At 44.9% G+C, this 16509-nt stretch carries 12 protein-coding genes; 2 read left to right on the top strand and 10 right to left on the bottom strand.

Features of this window, described 5'->3' with window-relative positions; all coding sequences use genetic code 11:
* The 4 genes from NCY57_RS04570 to ppdK all read right to left on the bottom strand — a co-directional run bounded on the left by NCY57_RS04570 (nucleotide 1) and on the right by ppdK (nucleotide 6330).
* Nucleotides 1-1032, bottom strand: a complete 1032-nt coding sequence (locus NCY57_RS04570) for a hypothetical protein (protein ID WP_021977541.1) — start codon at nucleotides 1030-1032, stop codon at nucleotides 1-3.
* Nucleotides 1033-1235: 203 nt separating this feature from the next.
* A complete protein-coding gene (gene rsmH / locus NCY57_RS04565) occupies nucleotides 1236-2288 on the bottom strand; it encodes a 16S rRNA (cytosine(1402)-N(4))-methyltransferase RsmH (RefSeq protein WP_173739861.1) in 1053 nt (350 codons plus the stop codon).
* A gap of 105 nt (nucleotides 2289-2393) precedes the next feature.
* On the bottom strand, nucleotides 2394-3584 hold the full coding sequence (locus NCY57_RS04560) for a hypothetical protein (protein WP_173739862.1): 1191 nt from the start codon (nucleotides 3582-3584) through the stop codon (nucleotides 2394-2396).
* Between the two features lie 115 nt (nucleotides 3585-3699).
* Nucleotides 3700-6330, bottom strand: coding sequence for a pyruvate, phosphate dikinase (gene ppdK, locus NCY57_RS04555; RefSeq protein WP_059085207.1), 2631 nt, complete (start codon nucleotides 6328-6330; stop codon nucleotides 3700-3702).
* A 271-nt stretch (nucleotides 6331-6601) separates the two neighbouring features.
* On the opposite strand from ppdK, the gene NCY57_RS04550 reads away from it, so the two are divergent.
* A complete protein-coding gene (locus NCY57_RS04550) occupies nucleotides 6602-7480 on the top strand; it encodes an aldose 1-epimerase family protein (RefSeq protein ID WP_250789520.1) in 879 nt (292 codons plus the stop codon).
* Nucleotides 7481-7569: 89 nt separating this feature from the next.
* Here the strand turns inward: NCY57_RS04550 and NCY57_RS04545 are convergent, their stop codons facing one another.
* From NCY57_RS04545 to NCY57_RS04530, 4 genes are read right to left on the bottom strand one after another with little or no spacing between them, the layout of a single operon-like run.
* The gene (locus NCY57_RS04545; RefSeq protein WP_110101999.1) at nucleotides 7570-9750 is read right to left on the bottom strand and encodes an alpha-galactosidase; all 2181 of its coding nucleotides are present in this window, start codon (nucleotides 9748-9750) and stop codon (nucleotides 7570-7572) included.
* 27 nt (nucleotides 9751-9777) lie between these two features.
* Nucleotides 9778-10620 carry a carbohydrate ABC transporter permease gene (locus NCY57_RS04540; protein ID WP_015525816.1) on the bottom strand — a complete coding sequence of 281 codons (843 nt, stop codon included), beginning with the start codon at nucleotides 10618-10620 and terminating at the stop codon, nucleotides 9778-9780.
* Nucleotides 10620-11498: a carbohydrate ABC transporter permease gene (locus NCY57_RS04535; protein ID WP_092069381.1), complete on the bottom strand. Its 879-nt coding sequence runs from the start codon at nucleotides 11496-11498 to the stop codon at nucleotides 10620-10622. The genes NCY57_RS04540 and NCY57_RS04535 overlap by 1 nt, the downstream gene beginning before the upstream one ends.
* A 2-nt stretch (nucleotides 11499-11500) precedes the next feature.
* Nucleotides 11501-12796 carry an ABC transporter substrate-binding protein gene (locus tag NCY57_RS04530; protein WP_015525814.1) on the bottom strand — a complete coding sequence of 432 codons (1296 nt, stop codon included), beginning with the start codon at nucleotides 12794-12796 and terminating at the stop codon, nucleotides 11501-11503.
* Between the two features lie 461 nt (nucleotides 12797-13257).
* On the opposite strand from NCY57_RS04530, the gene NCY57_RS04525 reads away from it, so the two are divergent.
* Nucleotides 13258-14130: an AraC family transcriptional regulator gene (locus tag NCY57_RS04525; RefSeq protein WP_022426301.1), complete on the top strand. Its 873-nt coding sequence runs from the start codon at nucleotides 13258-13260 to the stop codon at nucleotides 14128-14130.
* 31 nt (nucleotides 14131-14161) lie between these two features.
* On the opposite strand, the gene NCY57_RS04520 is transcribed toward NCY57_RS04525, so the two are convergent.
* A complete protein-coding gene (locus NCY57_RS04520; RefSeq protein WP_015525811.1) occupies nucleotides 14162-15556 on the bottom strand; it encodes a glycine--tRNA ligase in 1395 nt (464 codons plus the stop codon).
* 193 nt (nucleotides 15557-15749) lie between these two features.
* Nucleotides 15750-16508 (bottom strand): DNA repair protein RecO, encoded by a 759-nt coding sequence (gene recO, locus NCY57_RS04515; RefSeq protein ID WP_118752444.1) that lies wholly within the window; start codon nucleotides 16506-16508, stop codon nucleotides 15750-15752.
* Nucleotide 16509 lies beyond the last annotated feature (1 nt).

Raw genomic sequence — 16509 nt, 5'->3', positions numbered from 1 at the left:
TTATTCTCTGAATGCAGCCAGCTCTTTCAGATATGGATCTGTTATTCTCCCTTCATCCATGATCTGTACACCATCAAGCCATACAGAAGAATTCAGGCAAATGCCATCACAGTGGGATTTTGCATCCTGTCCGTGCGGCGGAGCGTCAAATGGGCTGACATAACCAATTCCCCACTCTGTGGATCCCCATACACGCTCATCCTCCACAATATTGCCGGTAAGAACCGCTCCTGGATTAAACCCATACGCAATATGTGCAAGCTTGAACATTCCCTCATCTTCAAAGCTTTTCAAATGCTCTTCAAAAATGGCTGCATCACGGCCTCCTTCAATTTTTACGATTTTACTGTTTTCAATTGTAAGACGGATCGGCGCATCCGGTGTGGTTCCAAAAGGTGGGGTTACAGATCCGTCAAAAACGATCACGCCATTGATGCTTCCAAATCGCGGCACAACATTGATCTGTCCTGTAAGCATATGGATTCCTGGTACTGTTGCGTTTCCGCAGTCACATGCTGTATAATGGCCAGGATCGATTTCAAATGATATATCACATCCAGCCGGAGTTGTGACACGCATGTTCTTTGCATTTTTTGTTTTTTCAGTGATCGCAAGCATAAATTTTTTGAGCTGCTCTGTCTCCACATTGCCGATGGTACGGATCATGAGGTCAGGGTTAAAATCTACCAGACACATGTAACGCATTTTTTTGTTCTCTGCTTCTGCACGCTCAAATGGTGTGGAATAAAGAAGCCACTGATGATTAAATTCGATCCATACATCTGCACAGAGAAGTGCTGCACTTAACGCATCGACCGGAAGATCCGGATCTGCTGCTTTTCCTACTCCCCCTGGTGTGGGAACTGAAATTACCATTGCATGTGCTCCTGCATTTTTTGCACTGTTTTTTACTGCTTCTACAACCGATGCATCCGAATCATCATCTGCTGTGATGATCACAGTTTCTTCAGGCTTCACGCCAAAAATTTCTTTTACCAGCTTATCTGCTGCTGTTTCAAGTGTGATATCCATGTTTTTTCCTTTCCAATTCGTGGTGTCCCGAAAAATATTTATCTGATCTTTAACTTTTCCAGGTCACTGTAATTGTTTAACATGATAGCACAGTGATTTTTTAATTTGTATGGAATTATTCCAAAATACAGAACAGAAATTTGTAATTTTTTCAAAAAATAAGCCATGGCTTATTTTTTGCCATGGCTTATGGAGATCATCATTTATGCTTTTATCGCCCAGCGCATCTTCGTTGATCTGGCACGTCCATTCTGAGCGCATTCCTGAGCAGACGGTCGGATCACATCTTTGGAATAATCAGAATAAATTCCTTCTTTGTATCCCTGTTTCAGTGCTTTCTTTACCAGTTTGTCTTCTCCGGAATGGAAGGTAAGGATTGCCACACGTCCGCCTGGTTTCAAAGCTCCGGGGAGTTTTTCCATAAAATCATAGAGAACCTCGAATTCCCGGTTTACATCGATACGCAACGCCTGGAAAACCCTCTGGCATGTTTTTTTGACCGTGTCTTTTTTCTCTTTTTCCGGAAGAAAATCCAGAGTCTTCTCGATCACTTCCCGAAGTTTCGTGGTGGTATCTATGCGGTTGCCCTTACGGATCTCATCGGTAATGGCTCTGGCGATTTCCTCACAGTACGGCTCATCGGAATTCTCATCCAGCATTCCGGCAAGTTCTTCTCTGGAAATGGTATCCAGACGCTCCGCCGCACTGATCCCGGACTCCTGGTTCAGTCTTAGATCCAGAGGTCCGTCCACTTTAAAAGAAAAACCTCTCTTTGGATTGTCGATCTGCATGGAAGATACCCCAAGATCCGCCAGGATAAAATCAAAGCCCCCGACTTCTTTCGCGATCTCATCAATGGTGCAGAAATTCTGGAGCTTAATTGTCAGGATATCTTCCCCGAAGCCCTGCTCTGCCAGACGTTTTCTGGTCTTGGCAGACTCTTCCGGGTCCACATCTGTGGCATACATATGGCCCTGGCCTTTCAGACATTCCAGCATAGCTCTGGTATGTCCACCGTATCCAAGTGTGGCATCAAATCCAACCTGCCCCGGCTTGATCTCCAGAAAATCAATGATCTCTTTCACCATAATGGAAATATGCATTCCAGCCGGTGTATTCCCCTTGCTGATCACATGTTCAATGGTATCTTTATATTTCTCAGGCTGAAGCTCTTTATATTTCTCCTCAAATTTCTTCGGATATTTTCCTTTATATCGTACCCGCCTCTTATGCGGTGTCTGTGATTCCTGGTTCATAAAATTCTCCTTATCCTCTGGCATGATCTGCCCTGTTTCTTTCATGATACCATGAATCCCTTTTTTCGTAAACTGTCGGAATCATCGCAAACGGAAAACTTCCAGCTATGCGGCAGAAAATCTCTCTGTATAATACTTCTTCAGATACTCATAAAAATGATCTCTATCTATATGATATTCCTCCGGGACGTCAAAGAGGAGTTTTTCCAGCATCTCATCCATAATCCCTCTGGCTTCTTCCAGGCTCATCCCTGCGTTCAGATGTTTTCCCAGATACATGTTGGAAATATAATCATAGATCGGGTAATATTTTTCCGGGTTCTCCGATGTCTTTTCATCGTAGTAATCGTGGTACTGCTCATCCATCAGCGTCAGGATCGTTGTTGCATAGTTGTCATCCTGATTATATTCATCCAGCTGTTTTGCATAATATCCCAGACTGTGATTCACATAATCATCCAGAGAATAATTGTCCATGCATTCGATCATTATTTTATGAGCATTGCTCTGCATCTGATAGGCAATATCCTTTTCCTCATAATCAAAAAGGCTTACCGCAAACAGGGAATTGATTGCCTCCGCATTGGGAACATCATAATAATTCAGTCCCGCAAACTGAATGTATACTTTGTTTCCATCTTCATCTGTATAATGGCTGTCCCGCAGACAATGGCTCAGTTCATGAAAGATCACCTGATAATCCCAGGTTCCTTCTTCGTATTCTTTATCTTTCAGCACATAAATCTTGTTCTCTGATTTCACGTAACATCCACAGGAATAAACATCCCAGCTGACTTTCAACAGTTCATCCTCGGTACATTCCACAACTTCCAGGCTCTGAAGATTCTGATAAAAAGGGCGAAGTTCCACATCCGGATATTTTTCGAACACACGTTTGCAGCATTCTTCCATAAGTGGTTTAAAGTTATCCGGGATTTTCGGATTCTGCCGGATCACCTCCTCAAAATCCTGAAGGCTTTTTTTCTCAAAGGAAATAGCCTTTTCAATATAATCCATGTCGTAAATATACAACCGGTGAGTCATATCTCTGTGATCCAAATACGTATCCAGCTCAAACGCTTTCTTCTCTTCTTCCTCTGAAACTTCTTCGTTCTCCGCAGCTGGCTCATCTTCAGAATCTATCCCCGCAGAATCTGCCCCGGAATTGGCGGATGCATGAAAATCTTTTTCAAATTCTTTTACTGCCTGTCTGGTTCTGATCACGGAAGGCACGATAACTATTCCTGCCAGGATACACAGAATCATTCCTGTGATAATAAAAATTTTCTTTTTCATGGTTCTTTCCCCTGTATAAAAAAGCTCCTGACAATCTGTATTTCTACAGACTGCCAGAAGCTTTCTATGCTTGATCAGGCTGAAGTTTCAGCCTTGAAGCAATATGAAGTTCTGCTTAGGCGTTCTTCTTAGCGATTGCTGCCTGTGCTGCTGCAAGACGAGCGATCGGTACACGGAACGGTGAGCAGGATACATAGTCAAGTCCGATCTCGTTGCAGAACTCTACGGAAGACGGATCTCCGCCGTGCTCACCGCAGATACCTACGTGAAGTTTCGGGTTAACCGGTTTTCCAAGCTGGATTGCCATCTTCATAAGTTTACCAACGCCAACCTGATCAAGTTTAGCGAATGGATCGTTCTCGAAGATCTTAGCATCATAGTATGCGTTAAGGAACTTACCAGCATCATCACGGGAGAATCCGTATGTCATCTGTGTAAGGTCGTTTGTACCGAAGCAGAAGAAGTCAGCCTCTTTAGCGATATCATCAGCTGTAAGAGCTGCTCTCGGGATCTCGATCATAGTACCAACCTCGTACTCAAGGTCAGAACCAGCTGCTTTGATCTCTGCATCTGCTGTCTCTACAACGAATTTCTTAACATATTTAAGCTCTTTGATGTCACCAACAAGCGGAATCATGATCTCCGGTTTGATGTTCCAATCCGGATGATTCTTCTTAACGTTGATAGCTGCGCGGATAACAGCGCTTGTCTGCATCTTAGCAATCTCTGGATAAGTAACAGCAAGACGGCATCCACGATGTCCCATCATCGGGTTGAACTCGTGAAGGGAAGCGATGATTGTCTTGATCTGCTCTACAGTCTTGCCCTGAGCATCAGCCAGTTTCTTGATGTCCTCTTCCTCTGTAGGAACGAACTCATGAAGTGGCGGATCAAGGAAACGAATTGTTACAGGATTTCCTTCAAGTGCCTCATAGAGTTTCTCGAAGTCTCCCTGCTGCTCCGGAAGGATCTTAGCAAGTGCTGCTTCTCTCTCCTCTACTGTCTCAGAGCAGATCATCTCACGGAATGCATCGATTCTGTTGCCCTCAAAGAACATATGCTCTGTACGGCAAAGACCAATTCCCTCTGCACCAAGCTCACGAGCTTTCTTAGCATCAGCAGGAGTATCAGCGTTTGTACGAACTTTCATTGTTCTGTACTTGTCAGCCCATCCCATGATACGTCCGAACTCACCAGCGATCTTAGCATCTACAGTCGGGATAAGTCCATCATAGATGTTACCTGTTGTACCATCAATGGAGATTGCATCTCCTTCATGGAACTCTTTACCAGCAAGTGTGAATTTCTTGTTCTCCTCATCCATAGCGATATCGCCGCATCCGGATACACAGCAGGATCCCATACCACGAGCAACTACAGCTGCGTGAGATGTCATACCACCACGAACTGTCAGGATACCCTGAGCAGCTTTCATACCTGTGATATCCTCTGGGGATGTCTCAAGACGAACAAGAACAACTTTCTCTCCTCTTGCAGCCCACTCAACAGCGTCCTCTGCAGAGAATACGATCTTACCGCAAGCAGCTCCTGGAGAAGCACCAAGACCTTTACCCATCGGTGTAGCAGCTTTAAGAGCAGCTGCATCGAACTGCGGATGAAGAAGTGTATCAAGGTTACGAGGATCGATCATTGCAACAGCCTCTTCCTCAGTTCTCATTCCCTCATCAACGAGGTCACAAGCGATCTTAAGAGCAGCCTGTGCAGTTCTCTTACCATTACGTGTCTGAAGCATATACAGTTTACCATGCTCTACAGTAAACTCCATATCCTGCATGTCTCTGTAATGTTTCTCAAGAGTCTCGCAAACCTGTTTGAACTGTACGAATGCTTCCGGGAACTTCTGCTCCATCTCGGAGATGTGCATAGGTGTACGAACACCAGCAACTACGTCCTCGCCCTGTGCATTGGTAAGGAACTCACCGAACAGACCGTTAGCACCTGTAGCAGGGTCACGTGTGAAGGCAACACCTGTACCACAGTCATCACCCATGTTACCGAATGCCATCATCTGTACGTTAACAGCTGTACCCCAGGAATATGGGATATCGTTGTCACGACGATATACGTTCGCACGTGGGTTGTCCCAGGAACGGAATACGGCTTTGATTGCGCCTACCAGCTGCTCCTTCGGATCAGTTGGGAAATCAGAACCGATTTTAGATTTATACTCAGCTTTGAACTGGTCAGCAAGCTCATGCAGGTCAGCAGCTGTAAGCTCAACGTCCTGCTTAACACCTCTCTTAGCTTTCATCTCATCGATGAGCTCCTCGAAGTATTTCTTACCAACTTCCATAACTACGTCAGAGTACATCTGGATGAATCTTCTGTAGCAGTCCCAAGCCCAACGCTCATTGCCGGATTTCTCAGCAAGAGTGTTAACAACTTCTTCATTTAAACCAAGGTTGAGGATTGTGTCCATCATACCTGGCATAGATGCTCTCGCACCAGAACGAACGGATACAAGCAGAGGATTTTCTTTGTCACCGAATTTCTTACCGGTAACTCCTTCCATCTTGGTAATTGCTTCCATGATCTGAGCCATGATCTCATCGTTGATGGATCTGCCATCCTCGTAGTACTGTGTGCAGGCCTCTGTTGTGATTGTGAAGCCCTGCGGTACAGGAAGACCGAGGTTTGTCATCTCAGCAAGGTTGGCACCTTTGCCGCCCAGAAGATTTCTCATAGTAGCATTACCTTCTGTAAACATGTAAACCCATTTTGCCATTTTACATTTTCCTCCTAATTATTGTTCTTTAAAACATAAAAAATGTATGTTTTCTACGCACATAATTATTTTATAGATTTATCCTTCATTAGTCAAGGTTATTCTTCCAAAAAACAGCAATTTCTCTTGTGAAATATGACAGATTTTCCAGTTATATTTTTCACAGATTGTATTTTTCTCGTTATCATCTGAAAAATGTGCTAAAATAGAAAAAAACATGCAGCAATTCCGAGGTAATATTACCCGAATGCTGTCATACAGGAGGTTTATCATGACACGAACGATTGAAAACAGCTTTCTTAAGATTTCCGTTTCCGATCACGGTGCTGAACTCACCGGCATCTATGACAAGACTAATGACAGGGAGATCCTCTGGCAGGCAGATCCGGCTTACTGGAAACGCCATGCGCCTGTACTTTTTCCCAACGTGGGACGTAACTACAAAGATATCTGGCGTCTGAACGGAAAGGAATATCCTTCCAGCCAGCACGGCTTTGCAAGAGACAGCGATTTTATCTGCACGGATATCACCGATACTTCCCTTTCCTTTGTCCTTAAGTCCTCTGAAGAAACCCTGAATGTTTATCCGTTTGCTTTCGCTCTGAAGATCACCTACACTCTGAAGAAGCACGACCTGGAAGTATGCTGGGAAGTAGTTAATAATGATTCTGAAACTATGTATTTTACCATCGGCGGCCATCCGGCATTCCGTGTTCCGGTACGTGAAGGCGAATCCCAGAGTGATTACCGTCTTGCTTTTGAAGGCCTGGACACTCTTACCTATCTCCTTATCGATACGTCTGTAGGAACAGTCCTTGCTGACGAGCCACATACACTTTCCCTTGAAAACGGAACCTGTTCCATTGCTCCTCACATGTTTGATAAAGACGCTCTTGTTTTTGATAACGGCCAGATCCAAAAGGCCGGTATCCTCTTCCCGGACGGAACTCCATATCTGACACTTACCAGTGAGGGCTTCCCGAATTTCGGTATCTGGTCCGTACCCGGTGCTCCCTTCGTATGCCTGGAGCCGTGGATGGGACGCTGTGATGACTGTGATTTTGAAAAACCTCTTTCCGAAAAAGCAAATATCAATGTGCTGAAACCGGATGAGGAATTTATCAAGAGCTATCAGATCACCGTACACTGAGCTATGATAAAAAAGATCCGCCATACATCGGCTTTTTCAGCTGTCTGTATGACGGATCCTTTTATTTATCTTACTGTCTCAATACGCTCTTATTCTCTCACAAAATGATACTGATAAGCTCTGTACTCCCCAAACTCTGCAGGAAGCGGCATTCCACCATGCATCAGAGCAGCTCCGGAATAGATCCTGCCGGTAGTCTGTTCCTTATAAAGTGCACTCTCATCAAGGCCGCGAAGCTGCACATAATTCACAGTCATATTTCCATGGATCTCCTCCATGACAACATTGAGCAGAACTTCTTCCTGAGAATTTCCAACGATCTCCCATGCACAGACCTCACTCTTAAACGGATCTGTCAGGCGATAGTACCGTCCGTTCTGGATCAGTGGCGCATATTTACGGAATTCCCCGATCTGGCTGCGGACCTCATCTTTTTCTTCCTCAGTCAGCTTCAGAAGATCCAGCTCGTAGCCGAAGGTTCCGGACATAGCAACCACACCTCTGGTATGTAACGGGGTGATCCTTCCTGTCTGATGGTTCGGCACTGCAGATACATGTGCTCCCATGGCCGATACCGGATATCCGAAGGAAGTTCCATACTGGATCCGAAGCCTGTCAATAGCATCGGAGTTGTCGCTGCACCAGATCTGCGGTGTGTAATACAGCATACCTGCGTCAAATCTTCCGCCGCCGCCGCTGCAGCCCTCGATCAGAAGATCCGGATAACGGTTCACCATACGGTCCAGAAAATCGTACAATCCCAGGACATAATCATACATTACACGTCCCTGATCCTTGGTCATTACGGAAAATACATCCATCAGGCTTCGATTCATGTCCCATTTAACGTACTCAATATTGGCATTATCCAATACCGCACTGATCTGTCCGAAGATTCCGTCTACAACTTCTTTTCTAGAAAAATCAAGTACCAGCTGATTTCTGGATCTCACTGGTTTTCTTCCCGGAATCGTAAGTGCCCAGTCCGGATGCTCACGGTAAAGATCACTGTCCTCAGAGATCATCTCCGGCTCGATCCAGATACCGAATTTCACTCCAAGGTCATTGACTCTTTTTACCAGTCCGCCGAGAGTCTCTCCAAGCTTCTTCTCATTGACATACCAGTCCCCAAGACCACTGTTGTCATCGTCACGTTTTCCAAACCAGCCGTCATCCAGAACCAGCATATCGATACCAAGGCTCCTTGCCTCTTTTGCCAGATTATATAAAGTCTCCCCTGTAAAATCAAAATATGCTGCCTCCCAGCTGTTTACCAGCACTGGACGGACCTCTGTCTTATATTTACCACGGCAGATATGATGACGGATGCAGCTGTGCAGATTCTGGGAAAGACGGTTCATTCCCTGATCTGTGTAGCTTAAGATCACCTCAGGTGCATAGAAGGTCTCCCCGGCTTCCAGCGGATACCGGAAGCACTCCTCCTGTACACCAAGGAGCATTCTTGTCTGATTGTACTGATCTTTAAGAACCTCACCCTGGAAATTTCCACTATATACAAAGGACATAGCATAGCAGCCTCCATGATCCTCTGTTGTGTCCTTCTCTGCCAGGATCATCATCGGATTATACTGATGGCTGGATGTGCCACGGACACTGCCGATCATCTGACTTCCATGAGCCACCGGTACTCTCTGCAGATTCCGCTCCATGGCATGTCTTCCGTAAAAAGTAAGCAGGTCATAATCTCCGTAAAGAAAATCCAGTTCTGCGGACATCACCTTGTTCACATAGATCTTCTCACTGCTCTGATTGCGGATATAGACGCTTCTTGTAATGATATCCAGTTCCGGAAGTACACCGTAAAGAAGCATGGCCTCCACGCCAGTAGCCGGATCCTCCAGTACGATCTCCAGAGTCTGTGCCTCATCATTATCTGCATAAACCGCCGGAAGCCCCGGAAGGCTGTATTTACCGTCACGGATAGTATAGTTCTTGTAACGCATATCACAGCTCATGCTTCCGTCACCGTTTTCCAGCATCAGTGATGCACTGCGGAAATCTCCGTTTCCGTAGCAGGAAAGCTCCTGTGGAAGAGAGTCCATGGAATAGGTTCTGTCTGTTCCCGCATCATAGGGATTTCCGGAAAATCCTCTGTCATAGTAGGTCAGAAGATAATCCATGCAGCCTTCTGCCTTTTTACCATAATAGAGATGAAGAAGAAATCCGTACTGATCCACCTGCATCTGATATGTAGTTTCTTTTGTCTGCAGGGTAAACGTTCTGTCTTTCTCGCAGTAGATGATTCCCATATGTGAATCCTCCTTTTTCTTGTGTTTTTATTTTACGGCACCGTTTACAACACCATTTAAAATATGCTTCTGGCAGATCAGATAAAACAGAAGGATCGGAAGCAGTGCCAGCAGATAAGAGGCAAACGCAAGGTTATAGTTTGTTCCGAACTGAGTCTGGAAATTCAGCTGTGCCAGAGGCAATGTGGTTCCACCCGTAGATCCGGACATGATAACCAATGGAGTCATAACATCATTCCAGGTTCCAAGTGCTGTCAGAACTGCCACTGTGGCATGCATCGGCTTCATGATCGGAAAGATGATCTTCCAATATGTTTTCCAGGTGCTGGCTCCATCCACACAGGCAGCCTCCTCAAGGGCCATTGGAATGTTTGTCAGATATCCGGAATAAAGAAGCACATTCATAGGCATATAAAATACCGTGTAAAGAATGATCACACCGACTTTGTTATCAAGGCCCATCTCAGCAGTCTGCTTTACAAGCGGCATCATCAGGATAGCAAACGGAACAAACATACCGCTCACTACATAGAGATAGATAAATTTATAAAATTTACTTCTCTTGTTTCTGGCTATAGCATAACCTAAAAGTGAATGAATTACAATAGCAAGAACCACTGTAATCACAGTGATCAATACACTGTTTCCAAGAGAATGCCAGAAGTCTGTTACCTCCATAGCTTCCCTGAAATTGGCAAGACTGAATTTCTCTGGCAGAGACAGGATCCCGGCTACACTGTTGGTCATCTCTGTCGGCTGCTTGAATGCGATCACAATTGTCATATAAAGCGGAAATACCACTGTGATAAGGCCAAGGATCAGAAGGATCGTTACCGGCCAGTTCGCTTTTTCTCTTACTTTCGTTTTCATTACAGCTGCTCCTCCTTTTTCCCTGTGATAGTCAACTGCACTGCAGAAATGATCACGATCACAATAAAGAATATAACCGCATTAGCGCTCTGGAATCCAAACTGACCGCCACTCATACCATTGTTATAGATCAGATAGGAAATGGATTCTGTACTCTGTGCAGGACCACCCTTTGTCAAAGCCATGATCTGATCAAATACCATCAGGAAGTTTTTCACACAGAGAACCATGTTGATACTGAAAAACGGAACGATCAGCGGGAATGTCAGATAACGGAACTTACTGAATCCGGTAGCACCGTCAATAGCTCCTGCCTCGTATACATCCTCCGGCACTGTCTGGAGGCCCGAAATATAGATAATGGTATTCATTGCGATGGACTGCCATGCACAAACGATCACGATGGCAACCCATGCCAGGCTCGTACTGGAAAGCATGCTGGAAGACAATGTTTTATTTCCGATCATCTTTCCGAATGCAGGCAGGATATATGTAAAGAAATAATTGAAAATATATCCTACGACCAGTGCGCCAAGTACATTAGGAATAAAATAAGCTCCACGCATTGCACTCTTGAAACGGATCTTGCTGTTCAGTCCAAGTGCCAGGATCAGGCTGAGTACATTCGTTACAATAGTTGCCACGATGGCCAGCTTAAAGGTAAACAGATAGGAACCGCCAACACGGCTGTCTGTAAAAAGATCCTTATAGTTTCGAAGTCCTACCCAGTCATAGCTTCCATAGCCTTTAAAGTTCGTAAAGCTGTAGATCACACCCTTGATCAGAGGCAGTGTGTTAAAGCAGAAAAATAATGCCACGATCGGAATGGTGATCAGAAGAAAGGTCAGCTTTCTTCCACTCATAGATTTTTTTCCCATGATCAGTTCTCTCCTTCCCCGTTCTTCTCCTCATAGTCCTGTACTTTACGGATAATGTCACGGTTATATCTTGTCCAGTCTGTATCAAATTTTTTCAGGAATGCATCTTTATCCTTTTTCATCAGGAAGGTCTGGATCTGTGCATCCACAGCCATCTCTGTAGGATAATAATGATCCTGGTAGTCGGCCATCCTTCCCTCTTCTATGTATTCCTTCATACCATCCAGAGTAGAGGGAAGTGTGAAATCACCCTCTTTACAGGGAACTGCCTTCTGGTCATCCAGATATGTCTGTATATTCTCATCCTCAAGAAGGAAATCCAGCACTTCATATGCAGCTTCCTTATTCTCACAGTCATCCATCACACAGAACTGAAGGTCAACTCCGGAATTCAGTTTGTTTTCTGACGGATCATTGCTTGCCGGTGTTACAAAAGAATCAATATCCATATCCGGATTTACACTCTGGATCTGTGGGATCGCATAGCTTCCGATGGGATACATGGCAGCCTCCCCTTTTGCAAAAGCGGTGCAGGCTCCATTGTAATCATAGGCAAAGGGATCATCCGGTCCATACTGGATAAGCTCCAGCATACGGTCTGCTACTTCCTTATACTCTTTTGCAAAAGTAGTGTTTCCCTGGTTTACCTGGCGGCATACATCGGCTGGTGCAAGATCTACCGCAATAGAATTCCACGGTGCAAGACAGGTCCAGGTATCTTTAAATCCGAAATAAAGCGGCTGGATACCTGCATCCTGAATTTCCTGGCAAAGGCTCATAAATTCATCCCATGTAGTCGGGATCTGCCAGCCATGCTCCTTGAAAAGCTCACGATTGTAAAGGATTCCGGCGGCATTGGCCACGTAAGGAACCGCATAGACTCCGTCTTCCGGAACGAATTCCAGCGCTTTATCAATTTCTTTATATGCATCTTTGATCGAATCCAGTCCCTGATAATCGGAAATATCCATCAGCATATCAGAATCAATAAAATTGGAAAAGTTAACATCGCCTCCGATTCCAATGATATCCGGATTATCCTCACGGATAAATCTTGTCTTCAATACAGTCATAGCATCGTTTGGTGATTCGATGGTAAGATGGATATCATCATGAGTGGCATTGAATTTTTCTTCCAGTTTTTCAAATGCCTTAACCGCTTCCGGTTTATACTGCACAAGTTCGATCTCTGTCTTTCCGCTGTCCTTTTTACCTGTGCCGCATCCGCTCAATGTAACGGAAGCTGCCATGGTAAAGGCAAGTCCCATACAGAGGATCCATTTACTTCTGTTGCGCATCTTGTAATGCTCCTTCCTTTTCCTTTTATTTGATAAGTCGGATATCACCCATTTAACTGATATGGCTATCCGGGCTCTCCAATACTTATTCTCTGGTTTCTTTTTTCTGAAAGCTATTTTAACATAGCTTTATGCTTGCATAAATAGCAGTGTTTTTCTTGTTTTATACCAAAATGCAATTTTTCTCTGTCTTCATTAAAGTCATCTAGCATTTTGATATATTTTACGCCTATATCACTACTTTTATCTAAAATTAGTATATTCCGAATTTATCGAAAATCAACAAGTTTCTCGAGAAACTTAATTTTCTCACAAAGTTTTATCGATTATCCTCCTCTTTTTAGTATATTTTACAGGCTGTTTTTGTAATTGCATTTTTATACATATGTTGAAGTTCCCTGCTGTTTTAATATATAATGTTACTGAAACCAGACAAAATCATACGCCTAAAGGATAAAAATATGAATGACCTTCTCTTCTCCGTTTTTCCAAATGAAAACTTTGTTGATATCGGATTATACCAATACGGCTGGGAGCACTGCGCTCCGGCACATTCATTCGGCCCGGCAGCACGAAACCATTATATTTTTCATTATGTGATCTCCGGTACCGGAACTCTGATGGCAGACAATTCCGCAGGAGAGACCATCACCTATCAGGTAAAAAGCGGCCAGGGTTTCATGCTTTTTCCCGGTCAGATCAACACCTACATTGCAGATACCGACTTTCCATGGGAGTACACCTGGGTGGAATTTGATGGGCTCCGGGCAAAAGAGATCGTGGAAACTGCAGGTTTAAGTCCGGACCATCCGGTCTATCACAGCCACTCTGCAGATCTCCGCCAGAAAATGATGGAGGAAATGCTTTATATCAGCCATAATTCCCAGGAATCACCCTTTCATCTTATCGGACATACCTGGCTTTTTCTGGATTACTTTATGCGCTCTACTGAAACTGTCCGCATGAAACAGGATGGAAGTATCCGTGATTTTTATATCAAGGAGGCGCTCTCTTTTATTGAACAGAATTTCCAGAATGATATTTCCATTGAGGATATCGCAGCCTGCTGCGGCCTGAACCGAAGCTACTTCGGTAAGATCTTCCACGACACCATCGGACGTTCTCCCCAGGAATTCCTGATCAGCTATCGCATGACCAAAGCTGCAGAACTTCTTAAGATCACAGCCCTGTCTATCGCAGATATCGGAAATGCAGTCGGATATCCCAATCAGCTGCATTTTTCCCGGGCTTTCAAAAATGTATACGGAATGTCGCCAAGAAACTGGCGGATGAAAAACAGACTTATTGAAAAAAAGCCTCCGGCCAGAAAATAGCCGGAGGTTTTTTATTAAAAAATGTATTTACTTAAAATGTAAATTTATCAGCAAAGTATGCATCAAGCTCATCGATCTTCACACGTACCTGCTCCATAGTGTCACGGTCACGGACTGTAACTGCACCGTCATTCTCAGACTCGAAGTCATAAGTGATACAGAACGGAGTACCGATCTCATCCTGTCTGCGGTAACGTTTACCGATATTTCCACGGTCATCGTACTCACAGTTGTACTTCTTGGAAAGCTGCTGGTAGATCTTCTCAGCACCCTCGTTAAGCTTCTTGGAAAGCGGAAGCACACCGATCTTAACCGGTGCAAGTACCGGATGGAAATGAAGGACTGTACGGACATCGTTCTTCTCTGCATCCAGAACTTCCTCATCGTAAGCGCTGCAGAGGAAAGCAAGTACCATACGGTCTGCTCCAAGTGATGGCTCGATAACGTATGGGATATATTTCTGTTTCTTCTCATCATCAAAGTATGTGAGATCCTGGCCGGATACATTCTGATGCTGTGTCAGGTCATAATCTGTTCTGTCAGCGATTCCCCAGAGCTCACCCCATCCGAATGGAAAAAGGAATTCCACATCTGTGGTAGCCTTGCTGTAGAAGCTCAGCTCTTCCTTATCATGGTCACGGTAACGAACCTCATCATCCTTAAGTCCGAGAGCACTCAGCCAGTCAAGGCAGAACTTCTTCCAGTATGCAAACCACTCAAGATCTGTATCCGGCTCGCAGAAGAACTCAAGCTCCATCTGCTCGAACTCACGGGTACGGAATGTGAAGTTACCCGGTGTGATCTCGTTACGGAAGGATTTACCGATCTGGCCGATACCAAACGGGATCTTTTTACGAGATGTTCTCTGTACGTTCTTGAAGTTTACGAAAATACCCTGTGCAGTCTCCGGTCTTAAATATACAGTATTCTTGGCATCTTCGGTAACACCCTGGAATGTCTTGAACATCAGGTTGAACTGACGGATATCTGTGAAGTTGTGTTTACCACAGCTCGGACATCCTACCTCGTGTTCTTTGATGAAGTCCATCATCTTCTCCTGGGACCATGCATCTACGCTTCCCTCAATGGCAATGTCATGCTCTGCACAAAAGTCCTCAATGAGCTTATCTGCACGGAAACGCTCGTGGCACTCTTTACAGTCCATAAGAGGATCAGAAAATCCGCCAAGATGTCCGGAAGCGATCCATGTCTGCGGGTTCATAAGGATCGCACAGTCAACACCTACATTGTACGGAGACTCCTGAATGAATTTCTGCCACCATGCACGTTTTACGTTATTTTTAAGCTCTACACCGAGATTTCCATAATCCCATGTGTTTGCCAGGCCGCCGTAGATCTCGGAACCCGGGTAAACAAATCCTCTGGCTTTTGCAAGAGCTACGATCTTTTCCATTGTCTTTTCCATGATTTCTCTCCTCTTGACTTGCAGCTGTTTCGCCAAATGCGTCCGGAAAGCTCCGGAAAAAGCTGCTTTTTTACATTTTTGGTCTTATTATACTAGTATCCTCATGATTTTTCAAGGATATTTCCATTTGCATTGCATCCTGTCCTGCTTTTGAAAAATAAATCGTTACGGTTATTCCGCAGCCGGCAGTGATCTATCTCATCAATTCCAGGATCTCCAGACTTTTAAACCGCTTGTCTGTATTCAGCTCCGTATACCGGTAAATGTGGCGTTCCAGTTCCCGCAGCACATCATCCCGCACTGTAAACGTATACAGCTTTGCCAGGGGGGACACGGCTATGTAGCGCATGGCATACAGGGCAGCCGCTGAGATTCGTTTCCTGTCCATGGCCATCCTGCTGCAGTCCGCACACAGGATCCCATGCTCGCCCTGGGAGAAAAAAAGTTCTCCGGTTTCTTCCTCCGTAAGCTCTCTCCCGCAGCCCGCACACTGGAACAGCTGCGGCATCACGCCCTGGATCACCATAGTCCGCAGTTCATAGATACAGCGCACCAGCCGGTCTTCTATATGAGGATTCAAAATGGCTTTGATGGTCACATAGAGAAGATTCATCATCTCCTTCTCATCCGTTCCCTCTTTGCCAAAATAATCTGCCAGCTCCAGAAAATAATATCCATAGTAAACCCCCGGCTGCCGGGTGGCCAGCTCCACAAAATGATGCTGTACGCTGACCTGATTGAGATTATAACTTGTCCTTCCCTCATAAAGAGTAAAGCTTCCAAATACAAACGGGTTAGCTGCTGCCATGAACGGACTGTTCTGCCGTCTCGCTCCCTTGGCAAAAGCGGAGATCTTCCCCCTCTCTCTTGTGAGAAGGACGATCCGCTTGTCATAATCCCCTACCGGCATGGCAGAAAGTACCACTCCCTGTACGGTAATCAGATCACTCATT

It is taken from the genome of Blautia sp. MB18-30 (assembly GCF_023669475.1).
Taxonomy (GTDB): Bacteria; Bacillota; Clostridia; order Lachnospirales; family Lachnospiraceae; genus Blautia_A; species Blautia_A fusiformis.
This window is presented reverse-complemented; position numbering and strand designations above follow the sequence as displayed.